Here is an 18,478-nt window from a genome sequence, read left to right on the forward strand (position 1 = left end):
TGCGCTTATCCGGCCTACAGGCCAGCTTTTGTAGGGTGGATAAGCGATAAGCGTCATCCACCACTTTTAGCAGAAGTGACCAAACGCTTAGCGAAGACGGCCCAGCTTCACGGCTTTTAGCACCACAAATTTCTTGTTGGTCGCAACCGTGTCGCAGTTACCGAAGATTTTCTTCAGCTTGTGATAGTAGTCCAAATGGCGGTTAGCAACGATGTACAGCTCGCCGCCATTTTGCAGGCAACGACGGGCGTGGTGGAACATTTCCCACGCCACCTGATCGGTCAACGAATGTTGCTGATGGAACGGTGGGTTGCACAGAATCGTGTTAAAGCGATATGGCTCAACACCTGACAACGCGTTGTTGATCATAAATTCGCAGCGATCCAGATTTTCCGGCATGTTGGTTTCAACATTCAGGCGGCTTGAAGCAACGGCCATCGGTGATTCATCAACAAATACCACTTTTGCTTCTGGGCTTTGCTCCAGCAAGTGCAGGCCAATCACACCGTTACCACAACCTAAATCGACAATTTCGCCTTCCAGGTTAGTTGGCAGGTTTTCAATAAAGAAACGAGCGCCAATATCCAGGCCAGTGCGGGAGAATACGTTGGCGTGGTTGTGAATCGTCCACGGCGTACCTTCCAGTTTCCAGCTCAGGGTTTCTGCGGCTTCTTTCAACACGGGTGCATTGAAAGTACAATTGATGAGACGCGCTTTTTTCCAGGCCAGAGTGGTCGTGGTCGGCCCAAGGATCTTTTCAAACAGCTCAATGGTTGAGTTGTGAATGTCGCGTGTTTTCGCACCCGCGATAATACGTGTTTCTGGGGTCACGACACTGTGCAGCGAGCGCAGTTGTTGTTCCAGTAATGCCAGCGTTTTAGGGATCTTTATCAGAACCACTGCTGGAGCTTCTGGATATTTTGCAGTGCTATCAAGAAACGTGACGCTGGATTCAACGATGCCGTTCTCGCGCAAGTTCTCACGGATAGCCAGTTCGCTAAGATACGAGTCGCTGATGCTGTACGGCTTGTGTTCAGCCAGCACGCAAGACAGCGCCCCGAAGTTATCGTTAAAAATCAGGACCGGGCCACTGATTTCGATTTCGTCCAGTTGCTGCAAAAGATAATCATCGGCAGCTTCCCACGCCTGTAGTGGGTTAACGTCATCCGTTTCTGGAAAACGTTTTAGTGTCAGTGAACGGAAACCGTTGTCTAATTGGCTCATCGGCCCTCCTGGATGGTAAAATTTCGGCGTAATCCCCGAATGGGGGCGTGAGTATACCCTTTTTTTTCCAAAAACTGCGCAACTGCCTTTTGAAAGACTTCGAGCAAGCGAGAACTATGAGCAATTTAACTTATTTACAGGGCTACCCAGAGCATTTGCTCTCTCAGGTTCGCACGCTGATTGCGGAACAACGTCTGGGCGAGGTACTGCAAAAACGCTATCCAGAAACGCATAACATCACTACCGATAAAGCGTTGTATGCCTGGACGCAAGAGATTAAAAACCAGTATCTGCGTAATGCGCCGCCGATTAATAAAGTGGCTTATGACAGCAAAATTCATGTGCTGAATAATGCGCTGGGTTTGCATACTGCCGTGTCGCGCGTGCAAGGGAACAAGCTAAAAGCCAAAGCTGAAATTCGCGTGGCGACAGTATTTAAAAATGCGCCAGAAGCCTTTTTGCGTATGATCGTGGTGCACGAGCTGGCGCATTTAAAAGAGAAAGATCATAACAAGGCGTTTTACTCGCTGTGCTGCCATATGGAGCCGCAATATCACCAACTGGAGTTTGATACGCGGCTTTGGTTAACGCAGATGGCATTGAGCGGGCAGGCGTGATCGGAAAAAATGGTGGGTGACGCTGGCGCTTATCCACCCTGCGAAATCACGTTCAATGGCTCTAACTTACTTTATCCCGGCAAATACTGCGGCAATCGCTACTGCACCTGGATCCTTCACCCCTTTCAGATTCTCGCTGTTTACATACGACGAACGCCCGGCATTAGCTTTCTGCATTTTCGCCGTGGCTGCTGCACCAGCTTCTGCGGCTTCTATTGCAGCAGACAAATCCTGATTTTTTAATGCTTCCAGTGCTGGCTGTAACGCGTCAATTAGCGTGCGATCACCCAGTTCTGCCCCACCGTAGCGTTTCATTTGTTCAAGGCCAAATAGCAAGGCATCGACAAGTGGCTGCTTTTTAGCGACTTGCTGCCCGCTCGCAGTGAAGAAGATCGACATCAGTACGCCACTTGAGCCACCCATCACCGTTGCCAGGCGTTCGCCGATTAATTCCAGCAGCGCCGCTGGGTCATTTAATGGCAGTTTGCCGTCATCGTTAAGCTGTGCAATGTCGCGTGCACCCTGTGCAAACGTGGAGCCAGTATCACCATCTCCGACTTTGGCATCCAGCGCATTCAACGCTTTTTCCTGTGCGATAAGCGTATTCGTAATATTCGCCACCAACGTTTTAACGTCCGCATTTTCTGACGGCTTCGCCGATGATTCGATACGTATCACACTGTGTTTCCGCTTTGGCATCGCGTGGAGTTTTACCACCGGGCACCAGCCTGCCGTTTCCACATCTGCATGCAATGCTTTGATAAAACGATCATTTAGCACTATAGCGGACAGTGAAAATCCTTTCATATCCAATGCAGTGACCAGTGGTGCCGGGCCAATCAAATAATCGATCTGGTCTTTTAATTCTGAATGCACCAGCTCTTTGGTAAGCATGGCCATTTCCAAAGACGATACGCCGCCAAGATTGTTAACCAGCACTGCCAGTCTTGCGTCGTTGCCGGTCTTTTTACGCAAATGATTCACCAGAGTAGCAATCGTCTTCTGGCTGTTTTGGCTATCCAGTGTACTGGCTCCAGGTTCACCATGAATCCCCAGACCTAGCTCGAGATGCCCGCCTTTGATGCGCCCTTCTTCTTCATTTTGGTCCGGAAGGTTGCAGGTTTGCATGGCGACACCCATGCTGGCAATGCTATCGCAGGCACTTTGCGCGATGTCTCGAACATCGCTCAAAGACTTGCCTTGTTCTGCGGCAAAGCCCGCAATTTTATGCACCAGTACCGTTCCGGCAATGCCGCGTGGCTGTTTGTTATCGGGCAACGAAATATCATCGCCAACGATCACCATCTCCACTTTGAGACCGTGTTTTTTGGCCTTCTCCGCCGCAAGCCCGAAATTAAGACGATCGCCAGTGTAGTTTTTGACGATAAGCAAACAACCGCGATCGCCCGTGACCGCAACAATCGCGTTTAAAACCGCATCCACGCTTGGCGAGGCAAACAAGTCCCCACATACCGCAGCGGTTAGCATCCCTTTGCCAACAAAGCCTGCGTGAGCCGGTTCATGCCCCGAACCGCCACCTGAAATAATCGCCACTTTGCTCTTATTCCAGTCTTTGCGTACCACCACACGTATAGCGGGATCGGTATCTAAACGGGTCAAATTACGAAAACGAGAACTGATGATCACACCTTCGATGGCATCGTCGACCATTTTCTGACGGTCGTTAAAGAAGAATCTGGACATGGCTTCCCAATAATAAGTAATACATATGCAAAGCATAGCCTTTGCTGCGAGGATCTGCGCAAACCAGGATTTTGGCGGGTGACGTTCCGTATGCGCTTGCTATGCTTATGGAAATATCGCCACAGGAAATCATCATGATTGCACCACTGCTGATTGCCAGAACCACTGAACAAGAACTGCATTTACTGCCCGGCATGGCAAACCGTCACGGGCTGATAACCGGGGCGACCGGCACCGGTAAAACGGTGACGTTACAAAAGCTGGCTGAGTCGTTTTCAGAGATTGGCGTACCGGTATTTATGGCGGATGTGAAAGGTGACCTCACCGGTATTGCACAAGAAGGCGTGGAGTCTGAAAAGCTGCTCGCACGGCTGGCAAAAATTGGTGTGACTGACTGGTCACCGCACAAAAACCCGGTGGTGCTGTGGGACATCTTTGGCGAAAAAGGCCATCCGGTACGGGCGACTGTTTCAGATCTTGGCCCGCTGTTACTCGCCCGCCTGCTTAATCTCAATGAAGTACAGTCTGGTGTGCTACAAATCATCTTCCGCATTGCGGATGATCAAGGCTTGTTGCTGCTCGATTTTAAAGATTTGCGCGCCGCGACGCAGTACATCGGCGATAACGCAAAATCGTTCCAGAACCAGTACGGCAATATCAGCAGTGCTTCTGTCGGTGCCATTCAACGTGGGCTTTTACAGCTCGAACAACAAGGTGCTGAGTATTTCTTTGGCGAACCGATGCTGGATATTAAAGACTGGATGCGTACCGATGCCAACGGTAAAGGCATTATCAATATTTTATCTGCCGAAAAGCTGTACCAGATGCCGAAACTGTATGCCGCCAGTTTGCTGTGGATGCTTTCAGAAATTTATGAACAACTACCAGAAGCTGGTGACCTGGAAAAACCAAAACTAGTGTTCTTTTTTGATGAAGCGCATCTGCTATTTAACGACGCGCCGCAAGTGCTACTGGATAAAATCGAGCAGGTTATTCGTTTGATTCGTTCCAAAGGCGTTGGGGTGTATTTTGTTTCCCAAAACCCGTCGGATATTCCAGATACCGTACTGGGGCAGTTAGGTAATCGGGTCCAGCATGCGCTACGCGCCTTTACACCGAAGGACCAGAAAGCAGTAAAAACGGCGGCACAAACCATGCGAGCCAACCCTAAATTCGATACTGAGAAAGCGATTCAGGAGCTGGGCACTGGGGAAGCATTGATTTCTTTGCTGGACGAAAAAGGCAGCCCAACGGTAGTCGAGCGCGCCATGGTAATTGCACCTTGCTCACGCATGGGGCCTGTCACTGAAGATGAACGTAACGGGTTACTGAACCATTCACCGCTATACGGCAAATACGATGAAACGGTCGATCGTGAATCCGCCTATGAACGATTACAACAGGGTGTGCAAGCCGCAGGTGAGCAACAAAATGCACCGCCTGCAAAAGGCGAATCTGTTGCGGTAGATGACGGTATTCTTGGCGGACTGAAGGATATTTTGTTTGGAACCACAGGGCCGCGTGGTGGCAAAAAAGACGGTGTGGTGCAAACCATGGCCAAGAGTGCAGCACGCCAGGTGACTAACCAAATTATTCGCGGAGTGTTGGGCAGTATTATGGGGGGGCGTAAACGGTAATATCTACACGTTAACTATCTATACCCAAAATAATTCGAGTTGCAGCAAGGCGGCAAAAGAACAACAAATTTGTCTGGAACAAATTTGAACGCTGCTTGCAGCGTCCCCAAAGGGGTAAGGCCCAAGGATGGGCCGCATAACCCCCAGGAGCTTACATAAGTAAGTGACTGGGGTTTGTGAGTGCAGCCAACACAGTTGCAGCTTGAAGTATGATGGGTATTAGCCGGAGCGCTTCATCATTAACCACAGACTGATTAAGAAGAACGTTGCACTTGGTAGCAACGCACCCAAAATCGGCGGGATGCTGTACACAAGGCTGAGAGGGCCAAAGATTTGGTCGAGCACGTAGAACACAAAACCAAAGCTGATACCGGTGACAACTCTCACCCCCATCGGCACGCTACGCAGTGGGCCAAAGATGAACGACAGTGCCATTAACATCATTACCGCAACAGAGAGTGGCGCGAAGATTTTGCTCCACATATTGAGCTGATAACGCCCGGCATCTTGTCCGCTGGCCTTAAGGTACTTAACGTAGTTGTGCAGACCGCTAATCGATAGCGCATCCGGGTCTAGTGCCACAACACCCAGTTTGTCTGGGGTTAAGTTAGTTTTCCACTCGCCACTAACCGTCTGTGAGCCAGTAATTTGTTTCGTGTCGGTGAGGTTAGATTCATCAACCTGAGACAGTCGCCATACTTTATGCTCCACATCGTATTGTGCTGATGCGGCATATCGAACTGATTCGAGGCGTTTTTCTTTACTGAAACTGTAAATGCTCACACCGGCGAGGTCGTTGTTACCTTTCACACGTTCGATATAGACAAAGTTGTGGCCATCTTTTGCCCACAAACCTTGCTGGGTCGTCAGCAAAGAACCGCCGTACATCTGTTGCGCACGGTAGTTACGCGCCATTTGTTCGCCTTGCGGTGCTACCCATTCGCCAATCGCCATGGTTAGCAACACCAGTGGAATAGCTGTTTTCATCACGGCCAAGGCAATCTGCATGCGGGTAAAACCGGAGGCCTGCATAACCACCAGCTCACTGCGCTGTGCCAGCATCCCTAACCCTAACAACGCACCGAGAAGTGCGGCCATCGGGAAGAAAATCTGGATGTCTTTTGGAATGCTAAGGACGGTATATATCCCCGCCCCCATCGCCGAATAGCTGCCCTGACCGGCCTTTTTCAACTGGTCAACAAACTTAATAATGCCCGACAGCGACACCAGCATGAACAATGTCATCATGATGGTGGTGAAGATGGTTTTACCGATATAACGGTCGAGAACACCAAACATTTATGCCGCTCCTCGTGTTTTGCTAAAGCGTGCACGTAGCTGGCGCATCGGCACCGTATCCCACACATTGAGCACCACTGCGATGGCAAAATAGACCAGGTTAACCAACCACATCCATAGCATTGGGTCTATTTTCCCTTTCGCCGCATTCGATTTCAGAGAAGTTTGCAGCAGGAAGAAGACCAAATACAACAACATGGCTGGCAGCATTGAAAGCACACGACCTTGTCGCGGGTTCACTACGCTTAACGGAACAACCATCAATGCCATGATAAAGACGGTCACTATCAGCGTAAGACGCCAATGTAATTCAGCTCGCGTGTTAGGCGCATCGCTTGCCCACAAGGCTCGCGTGTACATTTGACTGGAGTCATCGGGATCAAGCGCGACCGACTGGTGCCCAACAATCGCCTGGTAATCCTGGAAGTCTGTAATACGGAAATCACGCAGCAGTGCGGTGCCTTCAAAACGAGTGCCCGTATTGAGCGTCACCACCTGGGAGCCATCTGGCCGCTGTGACAAATGGCCGGAATCCGCAACAACGACGGATGGACGCGCATTACCTTTCGGACGCAATTGCGCCAGGAAAACATCGTTGAAGCTTGAACCGTTAACACTCTCAATGAACAGCACTGAGTTGCCATCGGTCGCTTGCTGGAATTGCCCTTGAGCCAGTGCAGCCATGCCTGGGTTAGCTTTGGCTTCCGCCAGCACTGCATCCTGGTGGCGTGAAGACCACGGGCCGAGCCACATCACGTTGATGGTAGCAACAGCACCGGTAAAGAGTGCGAGGATCATTGCAGCTTTGATCAGCACCGCTTTACTCAAGCCACAAGCATGCATTACCGTAATTTCGCTTTCGGTATACAGGCGGCCAAAGGTCATGAGTAACCCAAGGAAAAGGCTAAGAGGCAGGATAAGTTGCGCCATTTCAGGCACGCCCAGCCCTAAGAGAGAGAAAACGAGATTTGTCGGAATATCGCCGTCAACCGCTGCCCCAAGAATCCTGACTAGCTTCTGACAAAAGAAGATCAGCAGCAGGATGAAGAGGATCGCAAGTTGGCTTTTGAACGTCTCCCGAACCAGATATCTTATGATAATCACATTAAATACGCCTGTGAAAACGAGTCTTTTTGCAGGAAAATTGCTTGTTTCATCGCTTATACGTCATTTATTCTCTTGAGTCGTCGAAAACATCGCTAAGCTTAAGAAGCTCAGCATGTTTCTGGCACAGGGTGATTTAATTGACGTCGCCAAAACAGTACAAACATACTCGTAAGATTAACACGAAGTCATCGCAACCGCGGACATGAGTTACGAAAGCTTGTAATTCTAGCTGTAGCCACCGTCGTTGTCTTTAAGATTCAGGAGCGTAGTGCATGGAGTTCAGTGTAAAAAGCGGTAGCCCCGAGAAACAGCGTAGTGCCTGCATCGTTGTGGGAGTCTTTGAACCGCGTCGCCTGTCCCCGGTCGCCGAACAACTCGATAAAATCAGCGATGGCTACATCAGCGCGCTTTTGCGCCGTGGTGAGCTCGAGGGAAAAGCCGGCCAAACTTTATTGCTTCACCATGTTCCGAACGTGCTCTCAGAGCGCATTCTGCTGATTGGCTGTGGCAAAGAACGTGAACTGGACGAGCGTCAGTATAAGCAAGTTATCCAAAAAACGATCAATACACTAAACGATACGGGTTCGATGGAAGCCGTTTGCTTCCTGACCGAACTCCACGTTAAAGGCCGCAACACTTACTGGAAAGTACGCCAGGCGGTGGAAACGGCAAAAGAGTCCTTGTATAGCTTCGATCAGCTCAAGACCAACAAAAGCGAGCCACGTCGCCCGTTGCGTAAAATGGTCTTTAACGTGCCAACCCGTCGCGAACTGACCAGCGGCGAGCGCGCCATTCAGCATGGTCTGGCGATTGCTGCCGGTATTAAAGCAGCAAAAGATCTTGGCAATATGCCACCAAACATCTGTAACGCGGCATACCTGGCTTCCCAGGCACGTCAACTGGCTGATTCTTACAGCAAAAATGTGGTCACTCGTGTCATCGGTGAGCAGCAGATGAAAGAGCTGGGCATGCACTCTTACCTCGCAGTAGGTGATGGTTCCCAGAACGAATCTCTGATGTCCGTAATCGAATACAAAGGCAATAATTCACCGGATGTGCGCCCTATCGTGCTGGTCGGTAAAGGCCTGACGTTCGACTCCGGTGGTATTTCTATCAAACCTGCCGAAGGCATGGATGAGATGAAATACGACATGTGCGGCGCAGCTTCCGTGTACGGCGTGATGCGTATGGTGGCTGAACTGAATCTGCCAATTAACGTTATCGGCGTGCTGGCGGGCTGTGAAAACATGCCTGGCGGGCGTGCGTATCGCCCAGGCGACGTGCTGACAACGATGTCTGGCCAGACCGTTGAAGTATTGAATACCGATGCGGAAGGCCGTCTGGTGCTGTGTGATGTGCTGACTTATGTTGAGCGCTTCGAGCCTGAAGTGGTTATCGATGTGGCAACGCTTACCGGCGCATGTGTGATTGCCCTGGGCCATCACATCACCGGTTTGATGTCGAATCACAACCCACTGGCACATGAGCTGATTAGCGCCTCTGAGCAAGCGGGTGACCGCGCGTGGCGTCTGCCGATTGCCGATGAGTATCAGGAACAGTTGGAAACCAATTTTGCTGATATGGCAAATATCGGTGGCCGTCCAGGCGGAGCTATCACTGCAGCCTGCTTCCTGTCGCGCTTTACCCGTAAGTACAACTGGGCACACCTCGATATCGCAGGTACCGCCTGGCGTTCAGGTAAAGCGAAAGGGGCAACCGGTCGTCCGGTGGCACTGTTGTCGCAATTCCTGTTGAACCGTTCAGGGTTTAACGGCGAAGAGTGATTGTTTCCCCCTCACCCCGACCCTCTCCCCCAGGAGAGGGTGAAAAGAATGTTCCCTCTCCTGGGGGAGAGGGTTAGGGTGAGGGCGTCCATATTCAATAGAAAAAGCTGGCTTAATGAAAAACGCGACGTTCTACCTGCTCGACAACGACACGCCTTCCGGTGAGTTGAGTGCCGTTGAAGCGTTGGTGTGTGAACTGGCGGCAGAAAGCTTTCGCGCAGGAAAACGCCTGCTGATTGCTTGTGTTGATGAACAACAAGCGATCCGTCTGGATGAAGCTCTTTGGCAGCGCGACGCGCACGCGTTTGTACCGCATAATCTTGCCGGTGAAGGCCCGCGTTACGGTGCCCCAGTGGAATTGGCCTGGCCGCAGCGGCGTGGGAGTTCAGCCCGCGATGTGCTGATTAGCCTGTTGCCACAGTTCGCAGATTTTGCCACCGCTTTCCATGAAGTGATAGACTTCGTACCTTACGAAGACACTCAAAAACAACTGGCCCGCGATCGCTATAAAGCATATCGCGTTGCTGGTTTCCACTTGACTACGGCGACTCATACCCCGCCGGGAACGACATAGCAGACAATGGAAAAGACATATAACCCGCAAGATATCGAACAGCCGCTTTACGAGCACTGGGAACAGCAGGGCTACTTTAAGCCAAATGGCGATACCAGCCAGGAAAGCTTCTGCATCATGATCCCGCCGCCGAACGTTACCGGCAGCTTGCATATGGGTCACGCCTTCCAGCAAACGATCATGGATACCATGATTCGTTACCAGCGCATGCAGGGTAAAAATACTCTGTGGCAGGCGGGGACTGACCACGCCGGCATCGCGACCCAGATGGTCGTTGAGCGCAAAATTGCCGCCGAAGAAGGGAAAACACGTCACGACTATGGCCGCGACGCCTTTATCGAGAAAATTTGGCAGTGGAAGGCAGAGTCTGGTGGCACCATCACCCGTCAGATGCGTCGTCTCGGCAACTCAGTTGACTGGGAGCGCGAACGCTTCACCATGGATGAAGGCCTGTCCAACGCGGTGAAAGAAGTGTTCGTTCGCCTGTACAAAGAAGACCTGATTTATCGCGGCAAGCGCCTGGTAAACTGGGACCCGAAACTGCGCACGGCAATTTCCGATCTGGAAGTGGAAAACCGCGAGTCCAAAGGTTCCATGTGGCACCTGCGTTATCCGCTGGCTGACGGCGCGAAAACCGCTGATGGCAAAGATTACCTGGTTGTTGCGACCACCCGTCCAGAAACCGTACTCGGTGATACTGGCGTGGCCGTGAACCCGGAAGATCCGCGTTATAAAGATTTGATTGGTAAATTTGTGGTGCTGCCGCTGGTTAACCGCCGCATTCCAGTTGTTGGCGACGAACACGCCGACATGGAAAAAGGCACCGGCTGCGTGAAAATCACGCCTGCACACGACTTTAACGACTACGAAGTTGGCCGTCGTCACGCCCTGCCAATGATCAACATTCTGACCTTCGACGGTGATATCCGCGAAACGGCAGAAGTGTTTGATACCAACGGCGAAGAAGCCGATGTGTATAGCAACGAAATCCCGGCTCAGTTCCAGAAATTAGAACGTTTCGCCGCGCGTAAAGCGGTGGTTGCGGCGTTTGATGAAATGGGCCTGCTCGAAGAAGTCAAACCACACGACCTGACCGTACCTTACGGCGACCGTGGCGGCGTGGTTATCGAGCCAATGCTGACTGACCAATGGTACGTGCGTACTGCTCCGCTGGCGAAAGTCGCGGTTGAAGCGGTTGAGCAAGGCGACATTCAGTTCGTGCCGAAGCAGTACGAAAACATGTACTTCTCCTGGATGCGTGATATTCAGGACTGGTGTATTTCTCGTCAGCTGTGGTGGGGCCACCGTATCCCGGCCTGGTACGATGCTGAAGGCAACGTGTACGTTGGCCGCAACGAAGCGGAAGTCCGTGCTGAAAACAATCTTAGCGACGACGTTGTTCTGAACCAGGACGAAGACGTACTGGATACCTGGTTCTCCTCCGGTCTGTGGACGTTCTCCACACTCGGCTGGCCGGAAAACACCGAAGCGCTGCGCACCTTCCACCCGACCAGCGTGATGGTCAGCGGCTTTGACATCATCTTCTTCTGGATTGCACGCATGATCATGCTGACCATGCACTTCATCAAAGATGAAGACGGCAAACCACAGGTTCCGTTTAAAACCGTCTATATGACCGGTCTTATCCGTGATGACGAAGGGCAGAAAATGTCCAAGTCCAAGGGTAACGTTATCGATCCGCTGGATATGGTTGACGGTATTTCCCTGGAAGACCTGCTTGAGAAACGCACCGGTAACATGATGCAGCCACAACTGGCTGAGAAAATCCGTAAGCGTACCGAGAAGCAATTCCCGAACGGCATTGAGCCACACGGCACCGATGCACTGCGCTTTACGCTGGCTGCACTGGCTTCTACCGGTCGCGATATCAACTGGGACATGAAGCGCCTGGAAGGTTACCGTAACTTCTGTAACAAGCTGTGGAACGCCAGCCGTTTCGTGATGATGAATACCGAAGACCAGGATTGCGGCTTTAACGGCGGCGAAATGGTTCTGTCTCTGGCAGACCGCTGGATTCTGGCGGAATTCAACCGCACGGTGAAAGCGTACCGTGAAGCGCTGGACAGCTATCGCTTTGATATTGCTGCCAACATTCTGTATGAATTCACCTGGAACCAGTTCTGTGACTGGTATCTGGAGCTGACCAAACCGGTCATGAACAGTGGCTCTGAAGCGGAATTGCGCGGCACGCGTAATACGCTGATTAACGTGCTGGAAGGTTTGCTGCGTCTTGCGCATCCAATCATTCCATTCATCACTGAAACCATCTGGCAGCGCGTGAAAACCTTCAAAGGCATCACCGACGATACCATCATGCTGCAACCGTTCCCGGCGTATAACAGCGCACAGGACGATGAAGCTGCGTTTGCCGATACCGAGTGGCTGAAGCTGGCAATCACCGCAGTGCGTAACGTTCGTGCTGAGATGAACATCTCTCCGGGTAAACCACTGCCAGTATTGCTGCGCAACGTCAGTGCAGAAGCGGAACGTCGCGTTAATGCGAACCGTACCTTCCTGCAAAACCTGGCGCGCCTGGAAAGCATCACCCTGCTGCCTGCTGATGATAAAGGCCCGGTTTCCGTGACTAAAATCATCGAAGGTGCAGAGCTGCTGATCCCTATGGCGGGTCTGGTAGACAAAGCGGCTGAACTTGCACGTCTGGATAAAGAGATGGCGAAGCTGGATGTTGAAATTACAGCCATCGAAAACAAGCTGTCTAACGAAGGCTTTGTGGCACGCGCGCCTGAAGCTGTTGTCGCGAAAGAACGCGAACGTCTGGCTGCTTGTGGCGAAGCTAAAGTGAAACTGACTGAACAGAAAGCGACGATTGCCGCGCTGTAATTAGGTTGGTTGAAAGTTAAAAGGCCGGGGAAATTTCTCGGCCTTTTTTATACGCTTGCACCCTCCTGAGGGGAGTGCTATTAAATCGGAATATTCTTTAATAAATCACGAGCTAATTTATGAATATCGAAGCTCCGGTTGAAATCGCTCTGCGCCGGATAACCCCCCACGATAATGCGGCTATTGCCCGTGTTATCCGTGAAGTCTCTGCTGAATATGGTTTAACTGCCGATAAAGGCTACACGGTGGCCGATCCCAATCTGGACGAGCTATTTCAGGTTTATAGCCAACCTGGGCATGCTTTCTGGATTGTAGAAATGGATGGCAAAGTGGTCGGTGGCGGAGGTGTCGCACCTTTAATGTGTAGCGAGCCGGATATTTGTGAATTGCAGAAGATGTATTTCCTGCCGGTGGTTCGTGGCAAAGGTCTGGCAAAACGTCTGGCGTTACAGGCGATGGATTTCGCCCGCGAAGAGGGTTTTAAACGCTGCTATCTGGAAACCACTGCGTTTCTGACCGAAGCGATTGCACTGTATGAGCGCCTGGGCTTTGAACATATTTCTGAACCACTTGGCTGTACTGGACACGTGGATTGCGAAGTGCGGATGATTAAGTCTCTGTAACCCTTCGAAAACGGGTTTACTGAATCCATTAGATCCAGCAAACCCTTCAACTATTACTGTCAACTATTACTGGGTAGCTAAACGCTGAATGCGTTTATCGCGGCGGATTTTGCGTTCTTCCATTATCGCGACCATCGCCATCAGTACAATGCAGCCAATAGCAGCAGCATCCAGTGCAGCGAAAGTCCCTGCCCAGCCGGTCAGGCCAAAGATTGGCGTACCATCGGCAATCATCCCCAGCCCCAATTTAGCGAAACTGTCACCGATAAGATAAGCAAAGGTTCCTTTAATTCCGTCGGCCGCGCCGATGGCTTTTTTCGGAACGAAACCGACCGCCGCTACACCAATCAGCAACTGCGGGCCAAACACCAGAAAGCCCAGCGCGAACAGTGATGTCAGGTAGACATACTGGTTGCTGGCGTGCTGATAAACGCCGAGGGTAGCGATAATTAATGCCAGTGCGACACAGGCGACCAGCGCACGGCGACCATTCGCCAGATCCGACAGCCAGCCCCACAGCAATGTGCCGACCAACGCCCCCACTTCAAACAGAGTAAAGCCCTGAATCGCCACTTCTTTAGAGAGCTTCAGCTCCTGGAAGGCGTAAACCGTAGACCACTGATCGATGCCAATGCGCACCACGTAGAGGAAGATGTTGGAAAAGCATAGCAACCAGATAACTTTGTTCTTCAACACGTATTCAACGAAGATCTGCCATTTGGTCATCGACTCATCTTCGGTCACTTTATCTTCTTCGCTGAGTTCTTCGCTGAACAGCTCTTCAGCTTTACCCAAGCCGTAAGATTCAGGGGAGTCGCTGCCATATCGCAGGCCAATGAAGCCAACAACCAACGCGATGATGGACGGGAAGATAAACATGCCAATCACGTGACCGTCGAACAGGACGTTCGCGCCAAACAGCGCCACACCCGCCGCGCCAGCACCGCCCAGATTATGGGAGATATTCCACAGCCCCAGGTAGGTTCCACGCTTACGGCGAGGCGTCCATTTGGTGATGGTGGAATAGCTGCACGAACCACCCGCGCTTTGGAAGAAGCCGCTCAGGGCGTAGAAGGCAATCATCATAAACAGGCTGACAGAACCCGCTCCCATACTGGCGCTAAAACCTAACATACAGATTGCGGAGAGGATCAGCATAAACGGCAGGAATTGCTTAGTGTTTTTGCCATCTGCATAGTAGGAAACCAGGGTTTTGCCCACGCCGTAGGTGATGGAAAAGCCCAGGCCGATCATCCCCAGTTGCGTCATGCTCAGCCCGTAGGTCGAAATCATGTCATTCTGCGCAATATTGAAGTTCTTACGGATCAGGTACATGGTCAGGTAGCCAATAAAAACTACCAGATAAGACTGCATGAACGGTTTGAACCACATCTTGCGCCGTACATCGAGCGGCAGATCCAGGGTCGGCTTGCGCACCTGGTTTAATAAGGCCAGCATGGATTACTCCTGATTTAAAAACCTGCGTGATAGCAGGTATTGTAAAAATCAGCAGCAGCTTTGGCCTGAGATGGCTTCCAGGGGAAACCTGGAAAATTTCTTAGTTTTGCGCCATTCGAGGTAAAAAGGTGAGATGCATCACGCTTCGCTGCAGGTGCGTGGGGACTGGGCGTTAAGAAATGGCAGCAACAGCAGTGCAGAGATCCCCGCGGCGATGGCGATTACGGCGAAGAAACCGTTCCAGTGCCAAATGTCGATAACCCTCGCCAGCGGCCATCCAGAGAGTGATGCCCCGAGATAGGCGAACAAGCCCACGAAGCCGGTAGCGGCCCCCGCGGCCTCTTTGTGGGAGCACTCCGCCGCCGCCATGCCGATAAGCATCTGCGGGCCAAACACAAAGAAACCAGTGGTGAAGAAGCAGGCCGCCTGCATGACGTAGCTGGCAAATGGCATCAGCCACAACGAGCCTACTGAAAGCAAAATTCCGGCGGCAAATATCAGATTCATTGGCCCGCGGTTGCCGTTGAAAAGTTTGTCCGATCCCCACCCTGCCACCAGTGCGCCGATAAACCCACCCAACTCAAACATCGTTACCGCGGAGTTGGCGGTAACCAAGTCCACGCCCAGAGTCTCTGACATGTAGAGGTTACCCCAGTCGTTAATCGCCGCCCGTACCACGTAGACCAGCACATAACACAGTGACAGCAGCCAGATATAGGGATTCCCCAGAACGTATTTGTAGAGGATTTCCCGACGCGTCAGCCCTGTTCCTTCCTGCTGTTGGGCGATTTCCAGTTCGTCATGCCGCCAGTCACCTATCGGTGGCAAGCCAACGGTTTGCGGGCGATCTCGCAGACGCCAACAGAGAAATAGCCCAGCAAGAATAGCCAGCGAACCGGCGATCATCATCCCCACCCGCCAACCGTAATGCAGTGTTGCAGCCCCAACCACCATCGGGATTAGAGCCCCACCGACATTATGCGCAGTATTCCATACCGCCCACCAGCCACCGCGTTCAGTGCGTGAGTACCATGCTGTTAGCAATCGCGCGCACACCGGCGAGCCCCAGCCCTGGAAAAAAGCATTCAATACCCACAGCAAGGCAAATGCCCAAAGGGAGGTCGAGAAACCAAAAAGGATGTTAACAATACCTGTTGCGATTAACCCTGTTCCCATGAAATAACGAGCGTTGGATCGGTCACTGACGATGCCGGATACAAATTTCGACAGCCCGTAAGTTATGTAAAACAACGTCGCCAGCAGGCCGATATCGGTACGCGTCATCACGCCGCTGGCGAGGATTTCCGGTGCCGCGGCGTTAAAGCTTTTACGGGTGAAGTAAAACAGTGCATAACCCAACCAAATAGTGACCAGAATGTGCCGACGCCAGTAGCGATAGCGCTCGTCAATTTCGGCTTTACCGCTGACAGGCGTAGCCGCCGGGGGGACTTTCAGAAAAGTGAGCATCGTCAGTCCTTAGGTGTATCGCAATGGCAAATTTACGCTTACGCGAGTGCCGTAAGTGCAGGAAATATTGAGAGTTCCACCGAGCGCTGTCACACGTTCGCACATGCCCGTCAGGCCGAAGCCTTGCTGCCCGGATTCGGTAGGCAGGCCGCTGCCGTCATCTTCAATCACCAGCATCAGCCGCTCATCTTGCTGCCAGCCTTGAATCGTTACCGCGCTAGCGCTAGCGTGCTTCACAATGTTGTTTAACCCTTCCTGGCAAACGCGGAACAGTGTCACTCGTTGGCTTTCGCTCAGCAGCGGTTCGTCAATTTGCCAGTCGAGATGGCTGATGATGCCCCGACTTTCCAGCTCCATTTCACGCATCAACGAGCGAATTGCCTGCTCCAGAGATAAATCATCCAACTGGCGTGGACGCAGTCTTCCCAGCAGACGGCGTACCGAATCATAAATCCCAAGGGATAACTGTTCGATGTGCAATCCCCCCATCTTGACCCCGTCATTGCCCTGCGCCAGTCGCTGCACAATACCCGCCTGGGTACGAATTGCGGTAATGGTCTGGCCGATGTCGTCATGTAGCTCACGAGCCACGTCGCGCCGCACACTCTCTTCGGTTTCCAGCAAGCGTTCAGCAAGACGACGGTTACGCACCAGTTCGGTTTGCAGGGACTGATTAAGTTCACGCAGGCGCTGGATCCCCGCCCCCAGCAGAAGTCCGGTCAGGCTTTGAGCCAGCAGCGAGAGGAGTAAATCCACAGGATGATCGTGCCAGGTCTGGCTGGCGATTAACGCGATGGCATTCATCAACGTCGCGATCAGCGCGCCCTGCCAGCCGTAGTGCCAGGCAAGGGCGATAATCGGCAACGCCAGGCAGAACGGCGTAAAGCGAGCAAGTTCATCAGGTAGCCCGAGCTGTAACCACAAGCTGAGCACAAACAGTAACAGGTACCAGATAAGGTGGCGGGCACGCCAGTTTACTGGTTGTGAAACCAATCCAGGTCCCAGCGGCTGCCAGACGGTACTGGTGAGGTAGTGCCAGATGACAAGGCAGGTTGGGGCCAGAGTTAGCCCGCCGGTCAGTGTGATCAGCAACGCGTTCAGCGTCTCCTGTCCTTGCCCGATCCACGGCAGTGACTGCAACAGTGCGGCGGCAATCAGCGCCCCGCCCTGACGGAGTAAAGTGCGCCAGTCACGCTGATGGCGGTAGCGGGAAATCAGCGCGACTGGCAGGACGGTTAGCACACCGCCAATCATTAGCAACGGAACATGCGTCAGAGCCACTTCCTGCGCCAGCCAGCCAAGCATCACCCATTCCGCGCCGAGCAACACGGGCCAGTAACCACGTGGACACTGCAGCATCAGGCCCAAACGCAGCCCAAAGGGAAATAGCAATACTGCCAGATCGGGCCGTTCCACCAAATGCAGGCTGATACTCCACAGGCAAAACCAGCTGGCCGTGAAGATAAAAAAGCTGGCGACGACGGAAATAAACCGGGAGAAAAAGGGTTGCATCACCATCCATCAAACAGGTGGTGAGCCAACCCAACGTCGTTACTGACGCCGAGTTTTTCCATCAGATTGGCACGATGGACGTGAACCGTCTTTGGCGATAGTCCAAGCTCAGTGGCGATCTCTTTGACCGCCATGCCCTGGGCTAGCTTTTCGGCTACCTGACGCTCGCGTTTGGTTAACGGATCCTGCCGTCCGGCCGCCAGTTTGATGGCGATGTCCGGCGTCAGATAGCAGCCACCTGTCGCCACCGTACGGACGGCGGCAATCAGCTCATCCGGGCTACAGCGTTTAGACAGAAAGCCACGTGCGCCTGCGTTTAAAGCCTGCTCCACCAAAGCCGGACTGTCGTGCACCGACAGCATAATGGTCGCCATTCCTTTTGGCAGTTGGCCGAGCAGTTCCAGCCCGGAAATATCCGGCATCGAGATGTCACAAATACACACCTGCACACCGCGGCCCGGCAGCCCAGCCAGCGCTTCGCGCCCGGAGCCGAACTCAACCACAATCTGAAAGTCCGGCTCCAGCCCCAATAGCTGCGCAAAGCCGGAGCGGACGATGAGGTGGTCGTCAATAAGGGCGATGGTTATCATGATACTTTCCAGGAAGGTAA

General features: G+C 52.4%; 14 protein-coding genes. 6 read left to right on the forward strand and 8 right to left on the reverse strand.

The features are described 5' to 3' along the window. Positions 1-87: 87 nt before the first annotated feature. On the reverse strand, positions 88-1,224 hold the full coding sequence (gene rlmG, locus EC843_RS11360) for a 23S rRNA (guanine(1835)-N(2))-methyltransferase RlmG (RefSeq protein WP_064543248.1): 1,137 nt from the start codon (positions 1,222-1,224) through the stop codon (positions 88-90). A gap of 116 nt (positions 1,225-1,340) precedes the next feature. Between rlmG and EC843_RS11365 the strand changes: the two genes are divergently transcribed. Then, positions 1,341-1,841 (forward strand): M48 family metallopeptidase, encoded by a 501-nt coding sequence (locus EC843_RS11365; protein WP_064543246.1) that lies wholly within the window; start codon positions 1,341-1,343, stop codon positions 1,839-1,841. 66 nt (positions 1,842-1,907) lie between these two features. Here the strand turns inward: EC843_RS11365 and EC843_RS11370 are convergent, their stop codons facing one another. Further along, the gene (locus tag EC843_RS11370; RefSeq protein ID WP_121814837.1) at positions 1,908-3,545 is read right to left on the reverse strand and encodes a glycerone kinase; all 1,638 of its coding nucleotides are present in this window, start codon (positions 3,543-3,545) and stop codon (positions 1,908-1,910) included. Between the two features lie 134 nt (positions 3,546-3,679). Here EC843_RS11370 and EC843_RS11375 point away from each other — a divergent pair, with 134 nt between their 5' ends. Beyond that, on the forward strand, positions 3,680-5,182 hold the full coding sequence (locus tag EC843_RS11375; RefSeq protein WP_064543242.1) for a helicase HerA-like C-terminal domain-containing protein: 1,503 nt from the start codon (positions 3,680-3,682) through the stop codon (positions 5,180-5,182). Positions 5,183-5,401: 219 nt separating this feature from the next. On the opposite strand, the gene lptG is transcribed toward EC843_RS11375, so the two are convergent. Further along, a complete protein-coding gene (gene lptG / locus EC843_RS11380; protein WP_064543240.1) occupies positions 5,402-6,481 on the reverse strand; it encodes an LPS export ABC transporter permease LptG in 1,080 nt (359 codons plus the stop codon). Then, positions 6,482-7,585 (reverse strand): LPS export ABC transporter permease LptF, encoded by a 1,104-nt coding sequence (gene lptF / locus EC843_RS11385; protein WP_064543238.1) that lies wholly within the window; start codon positions 7,583-7,585, stop codon positions 6,482-6,484. It lies immediately after the preceding gene. A 275-nt stretch (positions 7,586-7,860) separates the two neighbouring features. Here lptF and pepA point away from each other — a divergent pair, with 275 nt between their 5' ends. From pepA to EC843_RS11410, 4 genes are all read left to right on the forward strand, one after another. Next, a complete protein-coding gene (pepA, locus tag EC843_RS11395; RefSeq protein WP_064543236.1) occupies positions 7,861-9,372 on the forward strand; it encodes a leucyl aminopeptidase in 1,512 nt (503 codons plus the stop codon). 115 nt (positions 9,373-9,487) lie between these two features. Further along, positions 9,488-9,946, forward strand: a complete 459-nt coding sequence (locus EC843_RS11400; RefSeq protein ID WP_064543234.1) for a DNA polymerase III subunit chi — start codon at positions 9,488-9,490, stop codon at positions 9,944-9,946. 6 nt (positions 9,947-9,952) lie between these two features. Further along, positions 9,953-12,808, forward strand: coding sequence for a valine--tRNA ligase (locus EC843_RS11405; protein WP_121814836.1), 2,856 nt, complete (start codon positions 9,953-9,955; stop codon positions 12,806-12,808). Positions 12,809-12,927: 119 nt separating this feature from the next. Further along, positions 12,928-13,431 carry a GNAT family N-acetyltransferase gene (locus tag EC843_RS11410; RefSeq protein ID WP_133522269.1) on the forward strand — a complete coding sequence of 168 codons (504 nt, stop codon included), beginning with the start codon at positions 12,928-12,930 and terminating at the stop codon, positions 13,429-13,431. Positions 13,432-13,497: 66 nt separating this feature from the next. Here EC843_RS11410 and uhpT read toward each other — a convergent pair whose 3' ends face one another. The 4 genes from uhpT to uhpA form a co-directional block, all read right to left on the reverse strand. Then, positions 13,498-14,889: a hexose-6-phosphate:phosphate antiporter gene (uhpT, locus tag EC843_RS11415; RefSeq protein ID WP_064543227.1), complete on the reverse strand. Its 1,392-nt coding sequence runs from the start codon at positions 14,887-14,889 to the stop codon at positions 13,498-13,500. Positions 14,890-15,027: 138 nt separating this feature from the next. After that, complete coding sequence (locus tag EC843_RS11420; protein ID WP_133522270.1) at positions 15,028-16,356, reverse strand: MFS transporter; 1,329 nt, start codon at positions 16,354-16,356, stop codon at positions 15,028-15,030. 9 nt (positions 16,357-16,365) lie between these two features. Next, positions 16,366-17,868: a signal transduction histidine-protein kinase/phosphatase UhpB gene (uhpB, locus tag EC843_RS11425; RefSeq protein ID WP_064543223.1), complete on the reverse strand. Its 1,503-nt coding sequence runs from the start codon at positions 17,866-17,868 to the stop codon at positions 16,366-16,368. Continuing rightward, positions 17,868-18,458, reverse strand: coding sequence for a transcriptional regulator UhpA (uhpA, locus tag EC843_RS11430; RefSeq protein ID WP_064543220.1), 591 nt, complete (start codon positions 18,456-18,458; stop codon positions 17,868-17,870). The genes uhpB and uhpA overlap by 1 nt, the downstream gene beginning before the upstream one ends. Between the last annotated feature and the right edge of the window lie 20 nt (positions 18,459-18,478).

This window comes from Buttiauxella sp. JUb87 (genome assembly GCF_004361975.1).
In the GTDB taxonomy this organism is placed as follows: domain Bacteria; phylum Pseudomonadota; class Gammaproteobacteria; order Enterobacterales; family Enterobacteriaceae; genus Buttiauxella; species Buttiauxella ferragutiae.

Bases quoted from the DNA above. Each gene is read 5' to 3' on its own strand.
- EC843_RS11410 (WP_133522269.1), top strand. From the start codon at position 12,928: ATGAATATCGAAGCTCCGGTTGAAATCGCTCTGCGCCGGATAACCCCC.
- rlmG (WP_064543248.1), bottom strand. From the start codon at position 1,224: ATGAGCCAATTAGACAACGGTTTCCGTTCACTGACACTAAAACGTTTT.
- EC843_RS11405 (WP_121814836.1), top strand. From the start codon at position 9,953: ATGGAAAAGACATATAACCCGCAAGATATCGAACAGCCGCTTTACGAG.
- uhpA (WP_064543220.1), bottom strand. From the start codon at position 18,458: ATGATAACCATCGCCCTTATTGACGACCACCTCATCGTCCGCTCCGGC.
- lptG (WP_064543240.1), bottom strand. From the start codon at position 6,481: ATGTTTGGTGTTCTCGACCGTTATATCGGTAAAACCATCTTCACCACC.
- pepA (WP_064543236.1), top strand. From the start codon at position 7,861: ATGGAGTTCAGTGTAAAAAGCGGTAGCCCCGAGAAACAGCGTAGTGCC.
- EC843_RS11420 (WP_133522270.1), bottom strand. From the start codon at position 16,356: ATGCTCACTTTTCTGAAAGTCCCCCCGGCGGCTACGCCTGTCAGCGGT.
- EC843_RS11370 (WP_121814837.1), bottom strand. From the start codon at position 3,545: ATGTCCAGATTCTTCTTTAACGACCGTCAGAAAATGGTCGACGATGCC.
- EC843_RS11375 (WP_064543242.1), top strand. From the start codon at position 3,680: ATGATTGCACCACTGCTGATTGCCAGAACCACTGAACAAGAACTGCAT.
- uhpT (WP_064543227.1), bottom strand. From the start codon at position 14,889: ATGCTGGCCTTATTAAACCAGGTGCGCAAGCCGACCCTGGATCTGCCG.
- EC843_RS11400 (WP_064543234.1), top strand. From the start codon at position 9,488: ATGAAAAACGCGACGTTCTACCTGCTCGACAACGACACGCCTTCCGGT.
- EC843_RS11365 (WP_064543246.1), top strand. From the start codon at position 1,341: ATGAGCAATTTAACTTATTTACAGGGCTACCCAGAGCATTTGCTCTCT.
- uhpB (WP_064543223.1), bottom strand. From the start codon at position 17,868: ATGCAACCCTTTTTCTCCCGGTTTATTTCCGTCGTCGCCAGCTTTTTT.